This is a genomic window from Stenotrophomonas sp. YJH_SMC_53 (assembly GCF_059369995.1).
The window spans coordinates 18,664-36,848 of the sequence record NZ_JCAFTF010000004.1 but is presented as its reverse complement, the minus strand read 5'-3'; the positions used below and the strand labels follow the sequence as shown (position 1 = coordinate 36,848).

At 67.9% G+C, this 18,185-nt stretch carries 17 protein-coding genes; 14 read left to right on the top strand and 3 right to left on the bottom strand.

Annotated elements, in window-relative coordinates; translation table 11 throughout:
- Positions 1 to 110 precede the first annotated feature (110 nt).
- Positions 111 to 2,168, bottom strand: a complete 2,058-nt coding sequence (locus tag AC5P7X_RS07295; protein ID WP_495214677.1) for a putative bifunctional diguanylate cyclase/phosphodiesterase — start codon at positions 2,166 to 2,168, stop codon at positions 111 to 113.
- Between the two features lie 150 nt (positions 2,169 to 2,318).
- On the opposite strand from AC5P7X_RS07295, the gene radA reads away from it, so the two are divergent.
- The 4 genes from radA to AC5P7X_RS07275 all read left to right on the top strand — a co-directional run bounded on the left by radA (position 2,319) and on the right by AC5P7X_RS07275 (position 8,571).
- The gene (gene radA / locus AC5P7X_RS07290; RefSeq protein ID WP_005408586.1) at positions 2,319 to 3,695 is read left to right on the top strand and encodes a DNA repair protein RadA; all 1,377 of its coding nucleotides are present in this window, start codon (positions 2,319 to 2,321) and stop codon (positions 3,693 to 3,695) included.
- Positions 3,696 to 3,807: 112 nt separating this feature from the next.
- The gene (locus tag AC5P7X_RS07285) at positions 3,808 to 5,664 is read left to right on the top strand and encodes an ATP-binding protein (RefSeq protein WP_053498505.1); all 1,857 of its coding nucleotides are present in this window, start codon (positions 3,808 to 3,810) and stop codon (positions 5,662 to 5,664) included.
- 49 nt (positions 5,665 to 5,713) lie between these two features.
- Positions 5,714 to 8,020 (top strand): tetratricopeptide repeat protein, encoded by a 2,307-nt coding sequence (locus AC5P7X_RS07280; protein ID WP_171958145.1) that lies wholly within the window; start codon positions 5,714 to 5,716, stop codon positions 8,018 to 8,020.
- A gap of 92 nt (positions 8,021 to 8,112) precedes the next feature.
- Positions 8,113 to 8,571 carry a YqhG/Tai3 family protein gene (locus AC5P7X_RS07275; RefSeq protein WP_495214675.1) on the top strand — a complete coding sequence of 153 codons (459 nt, stop codon included), beginning with the start codon at positions 8,113 to 8,115 and terminating at the stop codon, positions 8,569 to 8,571.
- 41 nt (positions 8,572 to 8,612) lie between these two features.
- Here AC5P7X_RS07275 and AC5P7X_RS07270 read toward each other — a convergent pair whose 3' ends face one another.
- Positions 8,613 to 9,407 carry a cytochrome C assembly family protein gene (locus AC5P7X_RS07270; RefSeq protein WP_005415730.1) on the bottom strand — a complete coding sequence of 265 codons (795 nt, stop codon included), beginning with the start codon at positions 9,405 to 9,407 and terminating at the stop codon, positions 8,613 to 8,615.
- 122 nt (positions 9,408 to 9,529) lie between these two features.
- On the opposite strand from AC5P7X_RS07270, the gene ffh reads away from it, so the two are divergent.
- The 10 genes from ffh (at position 9,530) to AC5P7X_RS07220 (ending at position 16,600) form a co-directional block, all read left to right on the top strand.
- Positions 9,530 to 10,906: a signal recognition particle protein gene (gene ffh / locus AC5P7X_RS07265; RefSeq protein ID WP_005408591.1), complete on the top strand. Its 1,377-nt coding sequence runs from the start codon at positions 9,530 to 9,532 to the stop codon at positions 10,904 to 10,906.
- Between the two features lie 152 nt (positions 10,907 to 11,058).
- Entirely contained in the window at positions 11,059 to 12,129 is a 1,071-nt protein-coding gene (locus AC5P7X_RS07260) for an NAD(P)H-dependent flavin oxidoreductase (RefSeq protein WP_070489277.1), read from the top strand.
- On the top strand, positions 12,126 to 12,938 hold the full coding sequence (locus AC5P7X_RS07255) for an aminotransferase class IV family protein (protein ID WP_188248309.1): 813 nt from the start codon (positions 12,126 to 12,128) through the stop codon (positions 12,936 to 12,938). The genes AC5P7X_RS07260 and AC5P7X_RS07255 overlap by 4 nt, the downstream gene beginning before the upstream one ends.
- A 99-nt stretch (positions 12,939 to 13,037) precedes the next feature.
- Complete coding sequence (gene rpsP / locus AC5P7X_RS07250) at positions 13,038 to 13,298, top strand: 30S ribosomal protein S16 (protein WP_005415733.1); 261 nt, start codon at positions 13,038 to 13,040, stop codon at positions 13,296 to 13,298.
- 44 nt (positions 13,299 to 13,342) lie between these two features.
- Positions 13,343 to 13,855: a ribosome maturation factor RimM gene (gene rimM, locus AC5P7X_RS07245; protein WP_329841592.1), complete on the top strand. Its 513-nt coding sequence runs from the start codon at positions 13,343 to 13,345 to the stop codon at positions 13,853 to 13,855.
- Between the two features lie 8 nt (positions 13,856 to 13,863).
- Positions 13,864 to 14,622 (top strand): tRNA (guanosine(37)-N1)-methyltransferase TrmD, encoded by a 759-nt coding sequence (trmD, locus tag AC5P7X_RS07240; RefSeq protein ID WP_005415735.1) that lies wholly within the window; start codon positions 13,864 to 13,866, stop codon positions 14,620 to 14,622.
- A 154-nt stretch (positions 14,623 to 14,776) separates the two neighbouring features.
- Positions 14,777 to 15,178, top strand: coding sequence for a 50S ribosomal protein L19 (rplS, locus tag AC5P7X_RS07235; protein ID WP_005415736.1), 402 nt, complete (start codon positions 14,777 to 14,779; stop codon positions 15,176 to 15,178).
- Between the two features lie 82 nt (positions 15,179 to 15,260).
- Entirely contained in the window at positions 15,261 to 15,641 is a 381-nt protein-coding gene (locus AC5P7X_RS07230) for a DUF6404 family protein (protein ID WP_053498494.1), read from the top strand.
- A 78-nt stretch (positions 15,642 to 15,719) separates the two neighbouring features.
- The gene (locus AC5P7X_RS07225) at positions 15,720 to 16,154 is read left to right on the top strand and encodes a DUF1801 domain-containing protein (protein WP_070489271.1); all 435 of its coding nucleotides are present in this window, start codon (positions 15,720 to 15,722) and stop codon (positions 16,152 to 16,154) included.
- A 38-nt stretch (positions 16,155 to 16,192) separates the two neighbouring features.
- The gene (locus AC5P7X_RS07220; RefSeq protein WP_053498491.1) at positions 16,193 to 16,600 is read left to right on the top strand and encodes a DUF1801 domain-containing protein; all 408 of its coding nucleotides are present in this window, start codon (positions 16,193 to 16,195) and stop codon (positions 16,598 to 16,600) included.
- An 82-nt stretch (positions 16,601 to 16,682) separates the two neighbouring features.
- On the opposite strand, the gene AC5P7X_RS07215 is transcribed toward AC5P7X_RS07220, so the two are convergent.
- A complete protein-coding gene (locus AC5P7X_RS07215; protein ID WP_171958153.1) occupies positions 16,683 to 18,143 on the bottom strand; it encodes an MATE family efflux transporter in 1,461 nt (486 codons plus the stop codon).
- Positions 18,144 to 18,185 lie beyond the last annotated feature (42 nt).

Genomic DNA, 18,185 nt, shown 5'->3' with positions numbered 1-18,185 from the left:
CTGGTTTTCCGTTGTCCGGTAGTGCCGGCCGCTGGCCGGCAATCGCGGGACGCCGGCCAGCGGCCGGCTCTACCCGTGGTTCCACCCCGTGCGTGGGGGAGCCGCGCGCCTCACCCCACCCGGCGCAGGAACTCTTCGGCCTCCATCGGCCGGCCCAGATGGTAGCCCTGCAGCTGGTCGCAGCCGAGCTCGCTCAGGTACTCGCGCTGCGCCTGGGTCTCCACGCCTTCGGCCACCACCTGCAGCTGCAGGGTGCGGCCCAGCGCGATGATTGACGAGACGATGGCGGCGTCCTCGTCATTGCGCTCCAGGTCGTGCACGAACGCACGGTCGATCTTCAGTTCGGTGGCTGGCATCCGCTTGAGGTAGAGCAGGCTGGAATAGCCGGTACCGAAATCATCGATGGCGATGTGCACGCCCATTGCGGTCAGGTCGCTGAGGATCGCCAGGCTGGCATCGACGTCCTTCATCGCCGTGGTCTCGGTGATCTCCAGGGTCAGCCGTGCCGGTTCGATCCGGTGCCGCTCCAGCACCTCGCGCACGCTGTCCAGCAGTGCCGGCGAGGCAAACTGCAACGGCGAGAGATTCACCGCCATTGTCCATTCCGCATGCCCGGCATCGTGCCATGCCCGCAGTTGCGCACAGGCCCGGTCCAGTACCCAGTCACCGATCGGCAGGATCAGGCCGCTGCGTTCGGCGATCGGAATGAAGAGATCCGGTGCCAGCAGCCCCAGCTCCGGGTGCTGCCAGCGCAGCAGCGCCTCGGCCCCGGTGGCCGGTGCGCCCGCGGCCGGAAATTTGGGCTGGTAATGCAGGATCAGTTCGTTGCGGGCGATGGCCTTGCGCAGGTCCTGCAGCAGGCGCAGCTGGCGATTGGCACTGAGCTGCATCGAGGGGGTGAAGAAGGTATAGCCGTTCCGCCCGGTCTCCTTGGTGTGGTACATCGCCGCATCGGCGTGCGCCATCAGCTCGCGCTCGTTGCTGGCGTCATCCGGATACAGGGCGATGCCCAGGCTGGCGCTGACCTGCAGTTCGGCCGCATCCAGCGTGAACGGCTCACCGGCGGCGGCAATGATGCGCTCGGCCACCACTACCGCATCGTCGGGAATATCGATGGCCAGCACGATCACGAACTCGTCGCCGCCGAGGCGGGCGAACGTGTCCTGCGGGCGCAGCAGGCCGCCGATGCGCTGCGCCACCGCCACCAGCAGGCGGTCGCCAAGCTGGTGGCCATAGGCATCATTGACCGCCTTGAAGCCATCCAGGTCGCAGAACATCACCGCCACCGCATGATTGCGGCGCCGCGCCTTCTCGATGGCCTGCTCGATGCGGTCCTGCAGCAGCATGCGGTTGGGCAGCTGGGTCAAGGGATCATGCAGTGCCGCCTGGATCAGCTTGTCGTTGGCGTGCGCCAGCGAATCGGCCAGCAGCCCGGTGCGCACGCGCATCTGCCGGTCGAACAGCGAGGCCACAAGGGCGATGCCCAGCGTGGCCACGGTGGTGACGATCACCAGCACGGCCAGCCAGCGCGTGTCGATGCCGCCACTGCCGACGGCGCCACAGATGCTGCCTTCGGGGAAGCGCGCCGCCGCCATGCCGGTGTAATGCATGCCGACGATGGCCAGGCCCATCACCAGCGATGCGAGCACGCGCAGGAGCAGGGTGTGGCGCTGCTCGGCGCGCAGGCGGAAGGCGATCCACAGGGCGGCGCCAGCGGCACCGATGGCCACCGCGATGGAGGCGGCAAACCAGCCCGGGTGGTAGTCGATGCCGGGCTGCATGCGCATCGCAGCCATGCCCAGGTAGTGCATGGCTGCGATGCCCAGGCCCATCAGCACGGCCCCGGCCAACAGCCGGCGCCACGGCAGGGTGGGGCGCGACACCAGCCACAGCGCATAGGCGGAGGCGCCGATCGAGACCGTCAGCGAGTACAGGGTGATGCCGAGGTCGTAGCCCAGCGGAATCGGCAGGTCGAAGGCAAGCATGCCGATGAAGTGCATCGACCAGATGCCCAGGCCCATCGCCGCCGCACCCCCCGCCAGCCACCAGCGGGCCACGCGGCCCTCGGCGGTGGCCAGGCGCCCGGCCATGTCCAGCGCCGTGTACGAAGCAAGAATGGCCACCAGCAGGGAGATGATGACCAGGCTCTGACTGTAACTGCCAGTCATGTTGAATCCAGTGGGGGAGGAAGGGGGCGCCCGCAAGGCGCACGCCCGCGACCCCTATCGGCGCGGGTGGGCAGGACTTGAGCGGTCGCAGCAGCTGCGACCGGGCTCGGCTATCCTGCCACGCCTGTTCCCGTTGCTGGAAATCATCCGATGGCCAAAGCCCGCACCGCCTACGTCTGCAATGAATGCGGCGCCGAATTCAGCAAATGGCAGGGCCAGTGCACGGAGTGCAACGCCTGGAACTCGCTGTCTGAAATCGTGCTGGAGAGCGCGGCGGCGGCCAAGGCACCGGCGTCGCGGCGGGCGGGCTGGGCCGGCAAGATCGATCCGCCGAAGATCACCGCGCTGAAGGACGTGGAGCAGACCGAGCATCGCCGGGTCTCCACTGGCATCGGCGAGTTCGACCGCGTGCTGGGTGGTGGCCTGGTCGAAGGCGCGGTGGTGCTGGTGGGCGGCGACCCGGGTATCGGCAAGTCGACGCTGCTGCTGCAGGCGGTGGCGAAGATGGCGGCCGAACTGCCGGTGCTGTACGTCACCGGTGAAGAGTCGCTGGCCCAGGTGGCCGGCCGCGCGCACCGCCTGGAGCTGCCACTGGACGGGGTCAACGCGCTGGCCGAGACCGGGGTCGAGTCGATCCTGCAGCATGCCTCCAGGGCTGGGCCGCGGCTGATCGTGGCCGATTCGGTGCAGACCCTGTGGACCGAGAGCCTGACCGCTGCGCCGGGTTCGGTCAGCCAGGTCCGCGAGAGTGCGGCGCGGCTGGTGCGGTTCGCCAAGGAGACCGGTACTGCCGTGTTCCTGGTCGGCCACGTGACCAAGGAGGGTGGCATCGCCGGCCCGCGCGTGCTGGAACACATGGTCGACGCGGTGCTGTACTTCGAGGGCGAGAGCGGCAGCCGCTTCCGCCTGTTGCGCGCGTTCAAGAACCGCTTCGGTGCGGTCAACGAGCTGGGTGTGTTCGCGATGGGCGACAAGGGCCTGAAGGAGGTCTCCAACCCCTCGGCGATCTTCCTCTCCGGCGGCAGCACCCACCAACCGGGCAGCTGCGTGATGGTCACCCGCGAGGGCACACGGCCGCTGCTGGTGGAGGTACAGGCGCTGGTCGATGCATCGCCGCTGTCGAACCCGCGCCGTGTCGCGGTCGGCCTGGAGCAGAACCGCCTGGCGATGCTGCTGGCGGTGCTGCATCGCCATGGCGGCGTACTGGTCGGCGACCAGGACGTGTTCGTCAATGTGGTCGGTGGCATCCGCGTGCAGGAGACTGCCGCCGATCTGCCGGTGCTGCTGGCGGTGTTGTCGTCGCTGCAGGATCGGCCGCTGGCGGAGAAGACCATCGCCTTCGGTGAAGTGGGCCTGTCCGGCGAGATCCGCCCGGTGCCCAATGGCGAAGACCGCCTGCGCGAGGCCGCCACCCATGGCTTCAAGCGCGCCATCGTGCCCAAGGCCAATGCGCCCAAGGGCGGTTCGGTGAAAGGCATGGAGGTGATCGCGGTGGAACGCCTGTCCGAGGCCATCGACGCGGCGTGAGGCCGGCCCTGCAAACGTCAATCACGGCAACGGTCAGCTTCCTTGTGCTAGTTTTTCCCGCTCGACGAAGACGCCCTCTGGCGTCTTTCCGTGCCCAGGAGTAAACGATTACATGCAGGACACCGCACTCACCGCCCCCAACGCCGAGATCCGTCGCGCCGGGGTCGATCTCAATGGACTGATGACGGTGCTGGGCAAGCACCTGTATTCCACCCCGGTGGTGGCGCTGCGTGAGCTGGTGCAGAACGCGCATGACTCGATCATCCGCCGCCGCATCGAGCAGCCCGGTGTTGACGTGCCTTCGCGCATTTCGGTGCAGGTTGATGCCGGTGCCGGCGTGCTGCGCATCACCGATACTGGGGCCGGCCTGACCCGCCAGGAGATCCACGATTACCTGGCCACCGTCGGCGTCGGCTACACCCGTGGCCTGCGCCAGGGCGGTGAGGACGATGAAGGGCTGATCGGCATGTTCGGCCTCGGCTTCCTGTCGGCCTTCGTGCTGGCGCGCCGGGTCAGTGTGCGAACCACCTCGTACCAGGCGCCGGATCTGGGCCATCTGTACGTGTCCAGCAACGCCGAGCAATACACCGTCAGCGAAGTGCCTGCACGCGCGGTCGGCACCGAGGTGGAGCTGGAGCTGCATCCGGACTTTCTGCCGCTGGCCAACGAGGCGCGCCTGCATGAGGTGCTGGGCCGCTACTGCGCGTTGCTGTCCGAGCCGATCTTCATCGGTGCTGCGGGCGAGGCGCTCAATCCCGAGCCGCCGCCGTGGCGCGGCCAGGGGGATGTCGCCGTGCATCCGGTGCAGGCGCGTCGGCAGGCGCTGCAGTTCGCAGCGCGGTTCGAGCACGATTTCGAACCGATCGTCACCGTGCCGCTGCGCGCCGATGGCAACAGCGATGCCACTGGCCTGCTGTGGGTGCAGGATGGCGCCACCTATGGCACCAGCGACAACCGCAACCTGTCGGTGTTCGTGCGTGGGATGCTGCTGGATGACGACGCGCGCGACCTGTTGCCGCCGTGGGCCGGATTCATCGGCGGAGTGATCGAATCCTCGCGGTTGACGCCCACCGCCAGCCGCGAAGACCTGCAGCGCGATGACCAGTACCGCGCGGTGCAGCATGCACTGCTGGAGGCGCTGATCGACGGCCTGGCCGACGTTGCGAAGCAGCAACCGGAAGCCTGGCGGCGCGTGCTGACCCGCCACAACGAGGCCCTGCTGGGTGCGGCACTGTGCGATGAGCGCCTGTTCGAACTGCTGATGGAGCATGTGCGGGTACCGACCTCGCAGGGCGACCTGCCGGCCAGTGCGCTGCCGGCGCGCGGTGCCGTGCATGTCATCCTCGACAACGGCGGCGGCTTTGAAGAGATGCTGTTCCGCGCGATGGGCGTACCGGTCGCGCATGGCCATCGCTACGCGGTGGTGCCGTTCCTGCGGCGCTGGGCCCAGGCCAAGGGCCTGCGCCTGGTCGAGCTCGGCACCGAGCAGGGCAACCGCGCACTGTTCCGCAGTGATGACAGCCTCGACGAGGCGCAGCTGGCGTGGCTGCGCGAACAGCTGGGCGACGGCGAGCAGCTGCTGCCCGCACGTTTCAGCCCGGAGGCGCTGCCGGTGGTGGTGGTGCCCGACCGCGAGGCCGAGCTGAAGCAGCGGCTGGAAGACGACGAGAACGACAAGCGCGTCTCGATGGCCGCGCTGCGCCTGGCGCGCCAGTTCACCGCGCGCATCGAATCACGCGCACCCTCGCGGCTCTACCTCAACCTCGACAACCCGGCGGTGCAGGCACTGCTGCGCGCCCAGCGCGAGGGCCACCCACAGGCCGAGGCTGCGGCGCGCCTGCTGCGCTCGCTGAAAGTCATCGTCGCCGCGCAGGGCCGCCCGCTGGCGCGCGCGACCGCTACGCCGGGCCCGGATCTCAATGGTGCCTTCACCGATATCGCCGGTGCCCTGCAGCAGATGCTGCGCTGAGCACCGCACCCTCTCATCCAGCCTTCGCTAGACAGGAGCAATTATCCCCATGGACATCTGGAACTGGGTCGAAAAGCTGCAGGGTGACCTGCGCCAGGCCGGCCAGGCGCAGAACGCGCACCTGCTGAACCGTCTCGCCGACGAGGTCAGTGAACTGCAGATCGACCGCGTCGATGCCCTGCTGCCCGAAGCACGCGCCCTGGGCAAGGCGCTGGACAACCCTTGGGTTGACGTCTATGTCGGCCACTGGGCGCTGCGCAACCGCGTCGGCAACCGCGTGGAAGGCGAGAGCGCACTCGGCGAAGCCGTAGCGCTGTTCGAGCGCGCGCACCGCGAGGACACCCTGGAATGCCCGCAGTCGATCTGCGTGACCCAGGACCTGGCCGCCTGCTACGGCAACATCGATGGCCCGGGCTGGGTGCCCGAGCGCATCGAGGTCTGCGACGAAACCCTTGGCCGCATCGATCCGAGCTGGGCCTGTTTCCAGTGCCTGAGCTGCGAGAAGGCCGATGCGCTGCTCGATGATGGCCGTGGCCAGGAGGCGCTGGATTACCTGCAGGTGCAGGCCGATGCCGTGGAAGCCTGCGGCAAGGAAGTGTTCGACAGCTTCCCCGAGATGCAGATCAAGATCCTGCTCGCTGTCGGCCGCGCCGACGAGGCACTGGCGCTGATCGAGAAGCGCGAGGCCGAAGTGGCAGCCTCCGGGGAGTACGAACCGGCCAACTGCACGGTGCCGCGTCGCTTGTCCAAGGCCTGGGCGCTGGCCCAGCTGGGCCGCGACGAAGAGGCGCTGCAGCAGCTGGTGCCGTGGAGCGAGCTGACCCCGAACTACTGGCGGCTGTGGGCAAACACCGCCGCAGCACTGTGCCAGCGTGATCCCGCGCGCAATACGTGGGATCTGGGCACGCGCTTCAACACCATCATCGAGCACTTCGCACGGGTCGGTTCGCACCGCCTGCTGATCGAAGTCGCGGCGCTGAGCCTGGAGCTGGCGCTGCAGCGTGGCGCGCGCTGGGTCGCACTGCGGCAGCTGGAACTGGCCCGCACCCATCTGGCGCAGCTGCGCCAGGATCGGGGTGCTGCGGCGCTGGTGGCCGGCCTGGCCGCGCGCATCGAGGCATTGCCGGACGTCGCGCCGCTGCCGGTGCCGGCGGGCGAGCTGCTGGCATGGCTGGACGCGCAGGGCGAACAGAACCAGTCGCGCGATCCCGAGCGCGAAGCGCAGTGGTTGCTGCAGGCGCATGCCGAGCTGCCCGATGACGAGGCGCTTGCCGAGATGGCTGCCTCAGCGCTGAATGCCTGCGGCGCGCAGGCCGAGGCGCGGTCGCTGCTGTGGCGGTTCGTACGCGGCCATACCCAGCACGATGGCCCCGCGGCCTACACGCTGATGCGCTGGCTGGCCGAACAGGGCGACGACGACGGACTGCGCCAGCTGGCCGATCTCTATCGCGGCAGCGTGCCGGTGTTCGCGCACTGGTGCGAGGTGCAGCGTGCACGCCGCGTGTCCGACTGGCCGGCGCTGGAGCAGGCGGCCCGATCGCTTCTGGAGCTGTCTCCGGGCTCGCACGGCGCGCGCGGCACGCTGGCGCGCATGTACATGGAAACCGGCCGTTTCAGCGAGGCCCAGGCCTGTTATGCACAGCTGGTGGAGCTGCTGGAGGAGCCCAATGCCGCGTATTGGGACCACATGAGTGCAGCCAGCGCGGCGCGCGACTGGGACGCGGTGCGCCGCTCGGCGGCGGCGATCGGCATGGAATTGTCGAGCCAGGATGGCGTGGTCGAGGAGCCGTGGGGCTGGGTGATCATCCGCAGCGAAGAGAACGGCGAACCGATGGAGTACTACGCCCGTCGCAGCGGTCCGGTGACCGCGCGCATCGTCGAGAACGCGCCGTCCAACCGCGCCCAGCAGGTGGGTGACTGGGTGGTGTTCGATGCCGCGCTGGTGCATCCGGCCCCGGAGGAGGAGGAAGCACGCGAGCATTTCATCCCGACCTATGCGCAGGTGCATGTACTGGAGCGCGGCGGTTTCGCCCGCAGCTGGATGATCGATGGCGCGCACCCGGGCGAAGAGGCCTGGAATGCCTTCGTCGAGGCGGCCGAGGCACAGGGCTGGAAGGTGTGGTCACACAGCCGGCCGGACTACACCGTCACCGACCCCGACGTGGAAGAGGGGACGCTGCCCGGCCTGCTGTTCACCGTGGCCCAGCCGCAGGACCACGCACCGCTGGCACTGCACCGCTTCCTGCAGCAGCACACCGCGACGTGGCCGCATCCGCATTGCTGGCTGCGCCTGGCTGAAGCCTGTGACCAGGATCGCCAGCCGCATCTGGACGTGATCGAGCGTTACGGGTTGTAGGCCGGATATCGGGTAGTGCCGGCCGCTGGCCGGCAGCACCGGGAGATCCTGTATTGCCGGCCAGCGGCCGGCACTACCTCAGGGAAAAATACATGCGAAAGACATGGATGTTGATGATCGCCGGGCTGCTGCTTGCCCCCACCGTGCAGGCGTCACTCGCCTGCCAGGAACCAGAGGCGGTGGCCCGCGCCTTCTACCAGGCAACGACGGGCAACGGTGATCTGCTGGAGCCACCCCCGGCCCTGGTCAGCCCTGCCTTCGGCAAGGCACTGCGCGGAGAGCGCGCTTGCCAGCAGCGCGAAGAGGGCATCTGCACAATCGATTCGGATCCGTGGCTGGATGCGCAGGACGGTGACATCGAAACCCCGGTGCGCTACAGCTGGAAGGAGGCTTCGGCCTCCGCCGGCCAGGTCGAGATGCGCTATTCGGTGTGGAAGAAGGCCTACCTGACCCGCCTGCCGATGGTGCGCCACGGGCAGGGATGCTGGCAGGTTGATGACATCGTCACCAACAGTGGTCGTTCGGTGCGGAAGATCCTGGCCCAGCCTTGACGGTAGCGCCGGTGGGTGCCGACCGTTGGTCGGCACACCGCCTATCGCGAATGCCCGAACACCAGTTCGATCACGAACTGGCTGCCGAAGAAGGCCAGCAGCAGCAACAGCATCGCCGCCAGCGTCCAGTGCACCGCCTTCATGCCGCGCCAGCCGTAGCGCCGGCGGCCGATCAGCAGCACGCCGAACACGATCCACGACAGCACGCTCAGCACGGTCTTGTGCACCAGCTTCTGCGCCAGCAGGTCGTCGACGAACAGCACCCCGGTGACCAGGGTGAGGGTCAGCAGCGCGAAGCCGACGGTGATCACCCGGAACAGCAGTGATTCCAGGTCGGCCAGCGGCGGCAGCGCGCGTAGCCAAGGCCGGAACTCGCGGCGGCGCAGGGCGCGTTCCTGCAGCCACAGCATGATCGCCAGCAGCGCGGCGATGCTCAGCGTGGCGTAGGCCAGCAGGGCCAGCCAGGCGTGGCTGGCCAGGCGCCAGCCCAGCACCTTGCTCGGTTCGTGGCCGTAACCGTGGTAGGCCAGCAGCAGCACGGCGGCCAGCGGGAACACCACCACGCCCAGCGCCGACATCCGCCCGCGCGCGCCGACCAGCGAAGTCAGCCAGGCCATGCCCAGGCCGACCAGCGACAGTGCGGCGAAGAAGTGCATGTCCGGCCCGCCGTTGGTGCGCATCGCCACCATCACGTGGTAGCCGCCGTGCAGCAGCATGGCGGGCAGGGCCGGCCATAGCCAGATGGGGGAGCCGGTCGTCTCATCGCGGCCAAGCGCGCGCACCAGCAGGGCACTGGCAGCCAGGTAGAGCAGGACGGCGATGAGAACGATTGTCATCGTTGCAGTTTCGCATACCCCCGTGATGCTGGCGACGGCCCCGTGGCCGCAGTCCGGGGAGACAGCCAGACCCGTTATACTGTCTACATTATTGTCCCCCGCTTTCAGACAGGTTGCGCCGCATGTTCGAGTCCCTGACCCAGCGCCTTTCCGGCACCATCGAGCGCCTGCGTGGCCGCGGCCGCCTGACCGAGGAGAACATCCGCGAGGCGACCCGCGAAGTGCGCATCGCGCTGCTCGAAGCCGACGTTGCGCTGCCGGTGGTGCAGGCCCTGATCGAGCGCATCAAGGTGCGCGCGGTTGGCCAGGAAGTGCTGAAGTCGCTGACCCCGGGCCAGGCGCTGATCAAGGTCGTGCGCGACGAGCTGACTGCGGTGATGGGCGCTGAAGCCAGCGACCTGAACCTCAATGTGCCCGCTCCGGCCATCATCCTGATGGCGGGCCTGCAGGGCGCCGGCAAGACCACCACCGTGGGCAAGCTGGCCAAGCACCTGAAGGAAAAGCGCAAGAAGAAGGTGATGGTGGTCTCGGCCGACGTCTACCGTCCGGCCGCGATCGAGCAGCTGAAAACCCTGGCCGAGCAGGTGGGCGTGCTGTTCTTCCCGTCCAGCGCCGACCAGAAGCCGGAAGCCATCGTCCGCGCAGCCATCGACGATGCACGCAAGTCGTTCGTCGACGTGCTGCTGGTCGATACCGCCGGCCGCCTGGCCATCGACGAAGCGATGATGGCCGAGATCAAGGCCCTGCACGCTGCGGTGAATCCGGCCGAAACGCTGTTCGTGGTCGACGCCATGACCGGCCAGGACGCGGCCAATACCGCCAAGGCCTTCGGCGATGCCCTGCCGCTGACCGGCGTGGTGCTGACCAAGACCGACGGTGACGCCCGCGGCGGCGCCGCGCTGAGCGTGCGCTACATCACCGGCAAGCCGATCAAGTTCGTCGGTGTCAGTGAAAAGCCGGAAGGCCTGGACGTGTTCCACCCGGACCGTATCGCCAGCCGCATCCTCGACATGGGCGACGTGCTGTCGCTGGTCGAGCAGGTCGAGCAGCAGGTCGACAAGGACAAGGCCGCCAAGCTGGCCGAGAAGGTCGCCAAGGGCAAGAAATTCGACCTGAACGACATGCGTGACCAGCTCGAGCAGATGCAGAACATGGGCGGCATCGGCGGCCTGATGGACAAGCTGCCGGGCCTGGGCAACATCCCCGACCATCTGAAGCAGCAGGTCAGCCAGGGCAAGGAAGTGCCGCGCATGATCGCCATCATCAGCTCGATGACCAAGAAGGAACGGCGCAATCCGAACCTGCTCAACGGCTCGCGCCGCGCGCGCATCGCCAAGGGCTCGGGCGTGACGCCGGCCGACGTCAACAAGCTGATGAAGCAGTACATGCAGATGGAAAAGATGATGAGCAAGATGGCCGGCGGTGGCATGAAGGGCATGTTGCGCAGCATGAAGGGGATGATGGGCGCCATGGGCGGCCGCGGCATGCCGTTCCGTTGATGACGGCCCCATCCGCAATCTGATGTAGCGCCCGGGCCGACGCTCGGGCGACGCCGCGCAGGCGGCGCAACGGGCCGCCGGGCAAGCTCGACGCCAGCCCCGTCCAGCGCGCACCATGGGGGCCTGTCCGAAACGATAGGCTTCCCACGCAGATGTCCGCTGTCACTTCCCGCGCCGAGGCGTTTTGCCGGCGCTTTGGCGTTTCCGTTCCGATCCTGCTGGCACCGATGGCTGGTGCCTGCCCGGTACCGTTGTCGGCTGCGCTGGCCAACGCCGGCAGCATGGGCGCAATGGGCGCGGTGCTGTCGTCGTCGGCCGATATCGGTCGCTGGATGGATGACTTCCGCGCAGCCTCCAGCGGTCCGGCGCAGGTGAACCTGTGGGTGCCGGACCCTGTACCGGCCCGTGACGTTGCCGCCGAGGCCGCCAGCCGCGCCTTCCTGGCGCAATGGGGCCCGGAGGTGCCGGCCAGCGCCGCCGAGGCCACGCCGGCCGACTTCGAGGAACAGTTTGCCGCACTGCTGGCGGCGCGTCCTGCGGTGGCCTCGACCATCATGGGCGTGCTGTTGCCGCGCCACGTGCAGCAGTTGAAGGATGCAGGCATTGCCTGGATCGCGTGCGCGACCACCTTGTCCGAGGCGCGCGCGGCACAGGACGCCGGTGCCGATGCGGTGGTGGCGCAGGGCGCGGAGGCCGGCGGCCATCGTGGTTCCTTCGATCCGGCGATGGCCGAGCGCCAGCTGGTCGGCCTGTTCGCGCTGCTGCCGCGCCTGGCCGATCACCTGCAGATTCCGGTGATTGCCGCCGGCGGCATCGCCGATGGCCGTGGTATCGCTGCCGCACTCGCCTTGGGCGCCAGTGCGGTGCAGATCGGCACCGCCTTCCTGCGCACGCCGGAAGCGGCGATCGCTTCGGCGTGGGCCGATGGGCTGGCCGCCAGCGAACCGGAAGACACCTGGCCGACCCGCGCCTTCAGTGGTCGCCTGGGCCGTGGCCTGGCGACGCCCTATGTGCGCGCCGCTGCCACAGAAGGCGCCCCCGCGCCGCGTCCATACCCGGTGCAGCGCGGCCTGACCGCCCCGATGCGCAGGCAAGCGGCACAGGAAAATCGTCTGGCGGCGATGCAGGCCTGGGCCGGGCAGTCAGCATGGATGGCGCCGGCACAGCCGGCCGCCGACGTGCTGCGCGGCATGTGGGAACAGGCGCAGGCATTGCTGCGATGACGCTGACCTGCAACGGCCTGCCGGCACAGGTGGAAGACCTGCTGCCGGCGCTGGTGAACTATGGCCACTTCACTTCGCTGCAGGTGCGTGGTGGTGCAGTGCAGGGGCTGGGCCTGCATCTGGCGCGGCTGTCACAGGCTACGCGCGAACTGTTCGGCAGCGAACTGGACACGGTGCAGGTGCAGGCGTGGATGGCGCAGGCATTGCAGCAGTCAGGGCAGGCCGATGCCTCGCTGCGGGTGACCGTGTACTCGCGCCGTTTTGATTTCCGCAATCCGCTGGCGGCGGTGCCGGTGGACGTCCTGGTGGCGGTGTCCGCGCCGATGACGCTGACCGCCTCCAAGCGTGTGCGCAGCGTGGCCTGGCAGCGCGAGATGCCGCAGATCAAGCATGTGGGCACCTTCGGCCTGTTCGCCGAGCGTCGCGCGGCGATGGCGGAAGGATTCGACGATGTGCTGTTCGTCACCGCCGATGCCGGCGTGAGTGAAGGCAGCACCTGGAATCTGGCCGTGCACGATGGTGAACGGCTGCTCTGGCCGCAGGCGCCGGCCCTGCGCGGGACTGCCGAGGCACTGCTGAAGCAGCATTGGCCGGGGCCTCAGGCCACTCAGCCGCTGCGGCTGGCCGATCTGGCCGGCGTGAAGGCGGCTTTTGCCTGCAACGCCAGCGGGTTGTGGGCGCTGGAGGCCATTGACGGGCATGCCCTGGCCGGCTCCCAGGCGCTGGCTGAACAGGGCAGGGCGGTGCTGGCGGCGGTGGCCTGGGACAAATTGGGGTCAGATCCCTTTTGCGCCGCAAAGGGGATCTGACCCCGGGAGTTCATCCCCGGGGTTGGCCCGGCCGCGATCTGCCGCTATAATCGCCCGCTTACCTCGCCATCCTGGCGACTGGGCAATAGGAAAAACACCATGGTCAAGATTCGACTGACCCGCGGCGGCGCCAAGAAGCGTCCGTTCTACCACATCATCGTCACCGACGTGCGCAGCGCGCGCGACGGCCGCAACATCGAGCGCGTTGGCTTCTACAACCCGGTCGCCCAGGGCGCCGAGAAGCGCATCGAGCTGGACCTGGCCCGCGTTGACCATTGGGTCAAGAACGGCGCCCAGCCGACCGACAAGGTCCGCAACCTGATCAAGGAAGCGACCAAGTCCCAGGCCGCTGCGGCCTGATCCTGACGGGCCACGCTTCGGCGTGGCCCTCTTGGTTGAAGCAGATGAAAGATATCGAGCGCCGCATCCTGCTGGGCAGGGTTGTCGGCGCTTTTGGTGTGCGCGGCGAGATCAAGCTCGAGTCCTGGACCGAGCCACGTTCCGCCATTTTCCGTTACCAGCCGTGGATCGTGCGCAGCCCATCCGGCGTGGAAACCACGGTTGAAGGTGTGCGCGGCCGCGATAGCGGCAAGCACCTGGTCGCCCGTTTTCCCGGGGTCGAGGATCGCGATGTGGTCGAAGCGATGCGCGGCACCGAGATCTACGTGGCCCGCAGTGCCTTGCCGCCGCCGAAGCCCGATGAGTATTACTGGGTGGACCTGGAAGGCCTGGATGTGACGACCACCGAGGGCGTCGCCCTGGGCCAGGTTTCGCACCTGTTCAGCACCGGCGCCAATGACGTGGTTGTGGTCCGGGGTGACCGCGAGCGGATGATTCCGTTCGTGCAGCCGGACTTCGTCAAATCGGTCGATTTCGAGGCCAACCTGATCGTGGTCGACTGGGATCCCGAGTTCTGAGTGTGAGCATGCGTTTCGACGTCATCACCCTGTTTCCCGAGTTCCTCGCCCAGTCCGCTGGGTTGGGCGTGGTCGGGCGTGCACAGGAGAAGGGGCTGTTCAGCCTGCATGGCTGGAATCCCCGTGATTACGCCGAAGGCAACTACCGCCGCGTGGACGACCGTCCGTTCGGCGGCGGTCCGGGCATGGTGATGCTGATCGAGCCGCTGCAGGCCTGCCTGCAGGCGATCCGAGAGGCCGATCCCACCCCGGCGCGGGTGATCTACCTCAGTCCGCAGGGCGCGCCGTTGACCCAGGCCAAGGTGCGGGAACTGGCGGCGCTGCCGCGCATGGTCCTGCTCTGTGGCCGCTACGAGGGCATCGACGAGCGTTTCCTGGAGGCCAATGTCGACGAGGAAATCTCCCTCGGCGACTACGTGCTGTCCGGGGGCGAGCTGGGCGCGGCGGTGATCATCGACGCCGTGGCCCGCCTGCAGGACGGTGCCCTGAACGATGCGGAGTCGGCGGCGCAGGACAGCTTCGAGGGCGACCTCGGCCTGCTCGACTGCCCGCATTACAGCCAGCCGGCCCAGCACCCGCTGGGGGACGTGCCGGAGGTGCTGCGCTCGGGCAACCACGCGGCCATCGCCGCCTGGCGCCGCCAGCAGTCGCTGCTCCGGACCGCCCAGCGGCGCCCGGACCTGCTGGATGAACAGGCACTGGGCAAGGCCGACCGCAAACTGCTGGAGCAGGGCCGCCAGGCCCGGAACCAGAAGGCCAGCCCCTAGCGCAGGGCTGGCTTTATCGGCTATCATGGCCAATTCCCGCCAGCCCCGGTTGGCGCGCGCAGTACCCAAAACAAACGTGCAGCACAGTCCGGTGACTGCATGAGCCCACGTTGTCGATACGACACGCCCACCCGAACAAGAATCGGTGTAACCCATGAGCAAGCTGAACAAGTCCATCGTCGCGGAATTCGAATCCGCCCAGATCACCCGTGAACTGCCGAAGTTCAGCCAGGGCGACACCGTTGTCGTCAACGTGAAGGTGAAGGAAGGCAGCCGCGAGCGCGTGCAGGCCTACGAAGGCGTCGTCATCGCCACCAAGAATGCCGGCCTGAACTCCTCGTTCACCGTGCGCAAGATCTCGCACGGCTACGGCGTCGAGCGCGTTTTCCAGACCCACAGCGCCATCATCGACTCGGTCGAAGTGAAGCGTCGTGGTAAGGTCCGCGCCGGCAAGCTGTACTACCTGCGTGGCCTGGAAGGCAAGGCTGCCCGCATCAAGGAAGACCTGGCTGCCGCTGCTGCCGCCAAGGCTGCCCGTCTGGCCGACAAGGCCTGATAAACAACTTCGGTTGTTGCCGCGACGGCCACCTTCGGGTGGCCGTTTGCGTTTCCGGCATCGCATCGGCCACGATCAGCTGATGAGCGACATCAACCCGCGCTATCCCGCCGTGATCCAGTCGGCACTGCGCTTTCTCGACGGCAAGGGGCTGGCGCGCGTGCAGTCGGCGCCGCTGCTGCACCGCCTGCTATGGCGCCTGGGCATTGCCCTGCCGCCACCGATCCTGGCCGGCTTCGGCACCAATGCGCTGGTGCAGGGCCTGTTGTTCGGGCTGTTCTGGACCGCGCTGATGTGGCTGATGCTGTGGCAGGGCAGCGAGCGCCCGCTGGCGCTGTTGCTGGTGGCCGGCCTGTCGGCTGGCGTGCTGTTCGGTATCGTGATGGCAGCGCTGATGCGCTCGCTGCGCCGCCACCGCAAGCTGCCGGACTGGCGCCGGTTCCGCGCACGGCAGGCGGGCTGAGCCGATGGCGCACTGCGCCGTGACCACCGGGCGGGCCCGCGCTAGGCTGCAGCTTCATCCCGATGGACGTAGCGTGCGATGCCTGCCAAGCGAACCGCACCTTCCACTGCGCCCACGCTGCTGTCCGGTGGCAACCCGCAGATCGCCAAGGGCGAGGGCGATGCGCCGGTGCAGGCATACATCGCCGCCATGCCGGACTGGAAACGTCCGATCGGCGCGCGACTGGATGCATTGATCGAGCAGGCCGTACCTGGGGTGCACAAGGCGGTGAAGTGGAACTCGCCGATGTATGCGGTTGCGCCGGGCGAAGGGTGGTTTCTCGGCTTCCATTGCTTCACCCGCTACATCAAGGTGGCGTTCTTCCGTGGCGCGGCACTGGCGCCAGTGCCGCCCGAGCCGTCCAGGAGCGCCGATACGCGTTACCTGCACATCCCGCAGGACGGCCTGCTGGATGAGGCACAGTTCCTCGACTGGGTGCGCCAGGCCGCCGCGTTGCCCGGCGAGCGCATGTAACCCCGACCTTCTCATTCCTTTCCCGACGAGAGCTCCTGATGGCCACGCATGCCCCCAACCCGGCCGATGCCGGAACACCGGCCACCGAGTTGATCGATGCACGCATCGCCGAGTTGGCAGACTGGCGCGGTGAAACACTGGCACGCGTGCGTGCGTTGATCCATGAAGCGCTGCCCGACGTGCAGGAAACCTGGAAATGGCGGGGTACACCGGTGTGGGAGCACAACGGCATCCTGTGCACCGGCGAGACCTACAAGCAGGCAGTGAAGCTGACCTTCGCCAACGGTGCGGCGCTGGCCGATCCAAAGGGGCTGTTCAACGCAAGCCTGGACGGCAACACGCGGCGTGCGATCGACATCCATGAAGGCGCGATGCCGGATGCCGCTGCGTTCAAGGCGCTGCTGCGCGCGGCGGCGACGTTCAACGCGGCGAAGAAGAAGCGCTGACCGTCTTCTGTAGAGCCGAGCCCATGCTCGGCTGACAGGCCTGTGCGGACCAACGGTCCGCACCCACCTCAACGTGGCGGCACTACCGCTCCAGTGCTGCATCCGGGTCGGCCACCGGCGAGGGTGGGCAGGCGGGAATCTCAGAGGGCGTGGCCAGTTCTTCGGCATGCGAGGGCTTGCCCATCATCTTCGCCTTGCGCCAGCCACCCCAGCGGTAATACGCCAGCGACAGCAGCATCGACACCAGCGAGCTGACCGGGAAGCTCCACCAGATCGCATCGGCGCCCCAGTACGGCTGCAGCAGTTCGGCGAACGGCACGCGCACGCCCCACAGCGAGCCAGCCAGGATCAGCAGCGGCGGAATCACCGCGCCGGTGGAGCGCACTACGCCGGAGATCACGAAGCTGACGCCGAAGAACAGGAATGAGCCGATCACTACGTGGTTGAGGTGGCGCGCGATCTCCAGCGCCTGGCTGGCCGGTGGCAGGAACAGCGCCAGCAGCTGGCGATCGAACAGCACCAGCGGCAGGATCAACGCGCCGGTCAGCAGGAAGTTGAACAGCACGCCCTGGCGCGCGGTGCCGCGCACGCGATCCCAGCGCTGCGCCCCCACGTTCTGTGCGGCCATCGAAGAGCACGCTGCACCGATCGCCATCGCTGGCATCTGCAGGTAGTTCCACAGTTGCAGGGCAGCGCCGTAGCCCGCGCCGGTGTCGGTCCCGTACTGGTTGACCATGGTCATCAGCAGGATCACCGACAGCGAGATCAGCACCATCTGCAGGCCCATCGGCACGCCCTTGACCACCAGCGCCTTGAGGATGGTCATGTCGAGCTTGAACAGGCGCATGTCGGCGCGGCCCAGCCACAGGGTGTGGCGCTTGTGCCGCATGTACAGCAGCAGGCCGGCCAGCGACAGCGTCTGCGCGACCAGCGTGGCCCACGCCGAGCCGGCGATACCCAGCGCGGGAAACGGCCCCATGCCGAAGATCAGTACCGGGTTCAGCACGATGTCCAGCGCCACCGACACCATCAGGAAGCGGAACGGCGTGCGCGAATCACCGGCACCGCGCAGCGCGGCGGTGAGGAAGGCGAACGCGTACAGCGTCGGCATCGCCAGGAAGATGATCTGCAGGTAGGCCTCGGCCAATGGCAGCGAAGCGGCCGGCGTGCCCATCGCCGCCAGCAGCGGATGGGCCATGAACCAGCCGGCGAGGGCGATGATCACCGACAGGCCGATGAAGAAGGTGGCGCTGGTGCCGACCACGCGCCGCGCCTGCACGATGTCGCGCGCGCCGATCGCCTGGCCGATCAGGATGGTGGAGGCCATGCCGAAACCGAACACCGAGCCGATCAGGAAGAACATGATGTTGTTGGCGTTCGCGGTGGCGGTCAGTGCCGCCTCGCCGAGGAAGCGCCCCACCCAGACCGCGTTTACCGAGCCGTTCAGCGACTGCGCGATGTTGCCCGCCAGGATCGGCAGGGAGAACAACAGGAGATTGCGCCCGATCGGGCCGGAGGTCAGGTCAAGCGGTGCCTTGGCCATGGAGTGGTGATCGAATCCCGGGAGGCGCACACTAGCACCAAG

What these genes read in the sequence shown, in the direction of transcription:
- AC5P7X_RS07295 (WP_495214677.1), bottom strand. Translation starts at nt 2,168, where the DNA reads ATGACTGGCAGTTACAGTCAGAGCCTGGTCATCATCTCCCTGCTGGTG.
- radA (WP_005408586.1), top strand. Translation starts at nt 2,319, where the DNA reads ATGGCCAAAGCCCGCACCGCCTACGTCTGCAATGAATGCGGCGCCGAA.
- AC5P7X_RS07285 (WP_053498505.1), top strand. Translation starts at nt 3,808, where the DNA reads ATGCAGGACACCGCACTCACCGCCCCCAACGCCGAGATCCGTCGCGCC.
- AC5P7X_RS07280 (WP_171958145.1), top strand. Translation starts at nt 5,714, where the DNA reads ATGGACATCTGGAACTGGGTCGAAAAGCTGCAGGGTGACCTGCGCCAG.
- AC5P7X_RS07275 (WP_495214675.1), top strand. Translation starts at nt 8,113, where the DNA reads ATGCGAAAGACATGGATGTTGATGATCGCCGGGCTGCTGCTTGCCCCC.
- AC5P7X_RS07270 (WP_005415730.1), bottom strand. Translation starts at nt 9,407, where the DNA reads ATGACAATCGTTCTCATCGCCGTCCTGCTCTACCTGGCTGCCAGTGCC.
- ffh (WP_005408591.1), top strand. Translation starts at nt 9,530, where the DNA reads ATGTTCGAGTCCCTGACCCAGCGCCTTTCCGGCACCATCGAGCGCCTG.
- AC5P7X_RS07260 (WP_070489277.1), top strand. Translation starts at nt 11,059, where the DNA reads ATGTCCGCTGTCACTTCCCGCGCCGAGGCGTTTTGCCGGCGCTTTGGC.
- AC5P7X_RS07255 (WP_188248309.1), top strand. Translation starts at nt 12,126, where the DNA reads ATGACGCTGACCTGCAACGGCCTGCCGGCACAGGTGGAAGACCTGCTG.
- rpsP (WP_005415733.1), top strand. Translation starts at nt 13,038, where the DNA reads ATGGTCAAGATTCGACTGACCCGCGGCGGCGCCAAGAAGCGTCCGTTC.
- rimM (WP_329841592.1), top strand. Translation starts at nt 13,343, where the DNA reads ATGAAAGATATCGAGCGCCGCATCCTGCTGGGCAGGGTTGTCGGCGCT.
- trmD (WP_005415735.1), top strand. Translation starts at nt 13,864, where the DNA reads ATGCGTTTCGACGTCATCACCCTGTTTCCCGAGTTCCTCGCCCAGTCC.
- rplS (WP_005415736.1), top strand. Translation starts at nt 14,777, where the DNA reads ATGAGCAAGCTGAACAAGTCCATCGTCGCGGAATTCGAATCCGCCCAG.
- AC5P7X_RS07230 (WP_053498494.1), top strand. Translation starts at nt 15,261, where the DNA reads ATGAGCGACATCAACCCGCGCTATCCCGCCGTGATCCAGTCGGCACTG.
- AC5P7X_RS07225 (WP_070489271.1), top strand. Translation starts at nt 15,720, where the DNA reads ATGCCTGCCAAGCGAACCGCACCTTCCACTGCGCCCACGCTGCTGTCC.
- AC5P7X_RS07220 (WP_053498491.1), top strand. Translation starts at nt 16,193, where the DNA reads ATGGCCACGCATGCCCCCAACCCGGCCGATGCCGGAACACCGGCCACC.
- AC5P7X_RS07215 (WP_171958153.1), bottom strand. Translation starts at nt 18,143, where the DNA reads ATGGCCAAGGCACCGCTTGACCTGACCTCCGGCCCGATCGGGCGCAAT.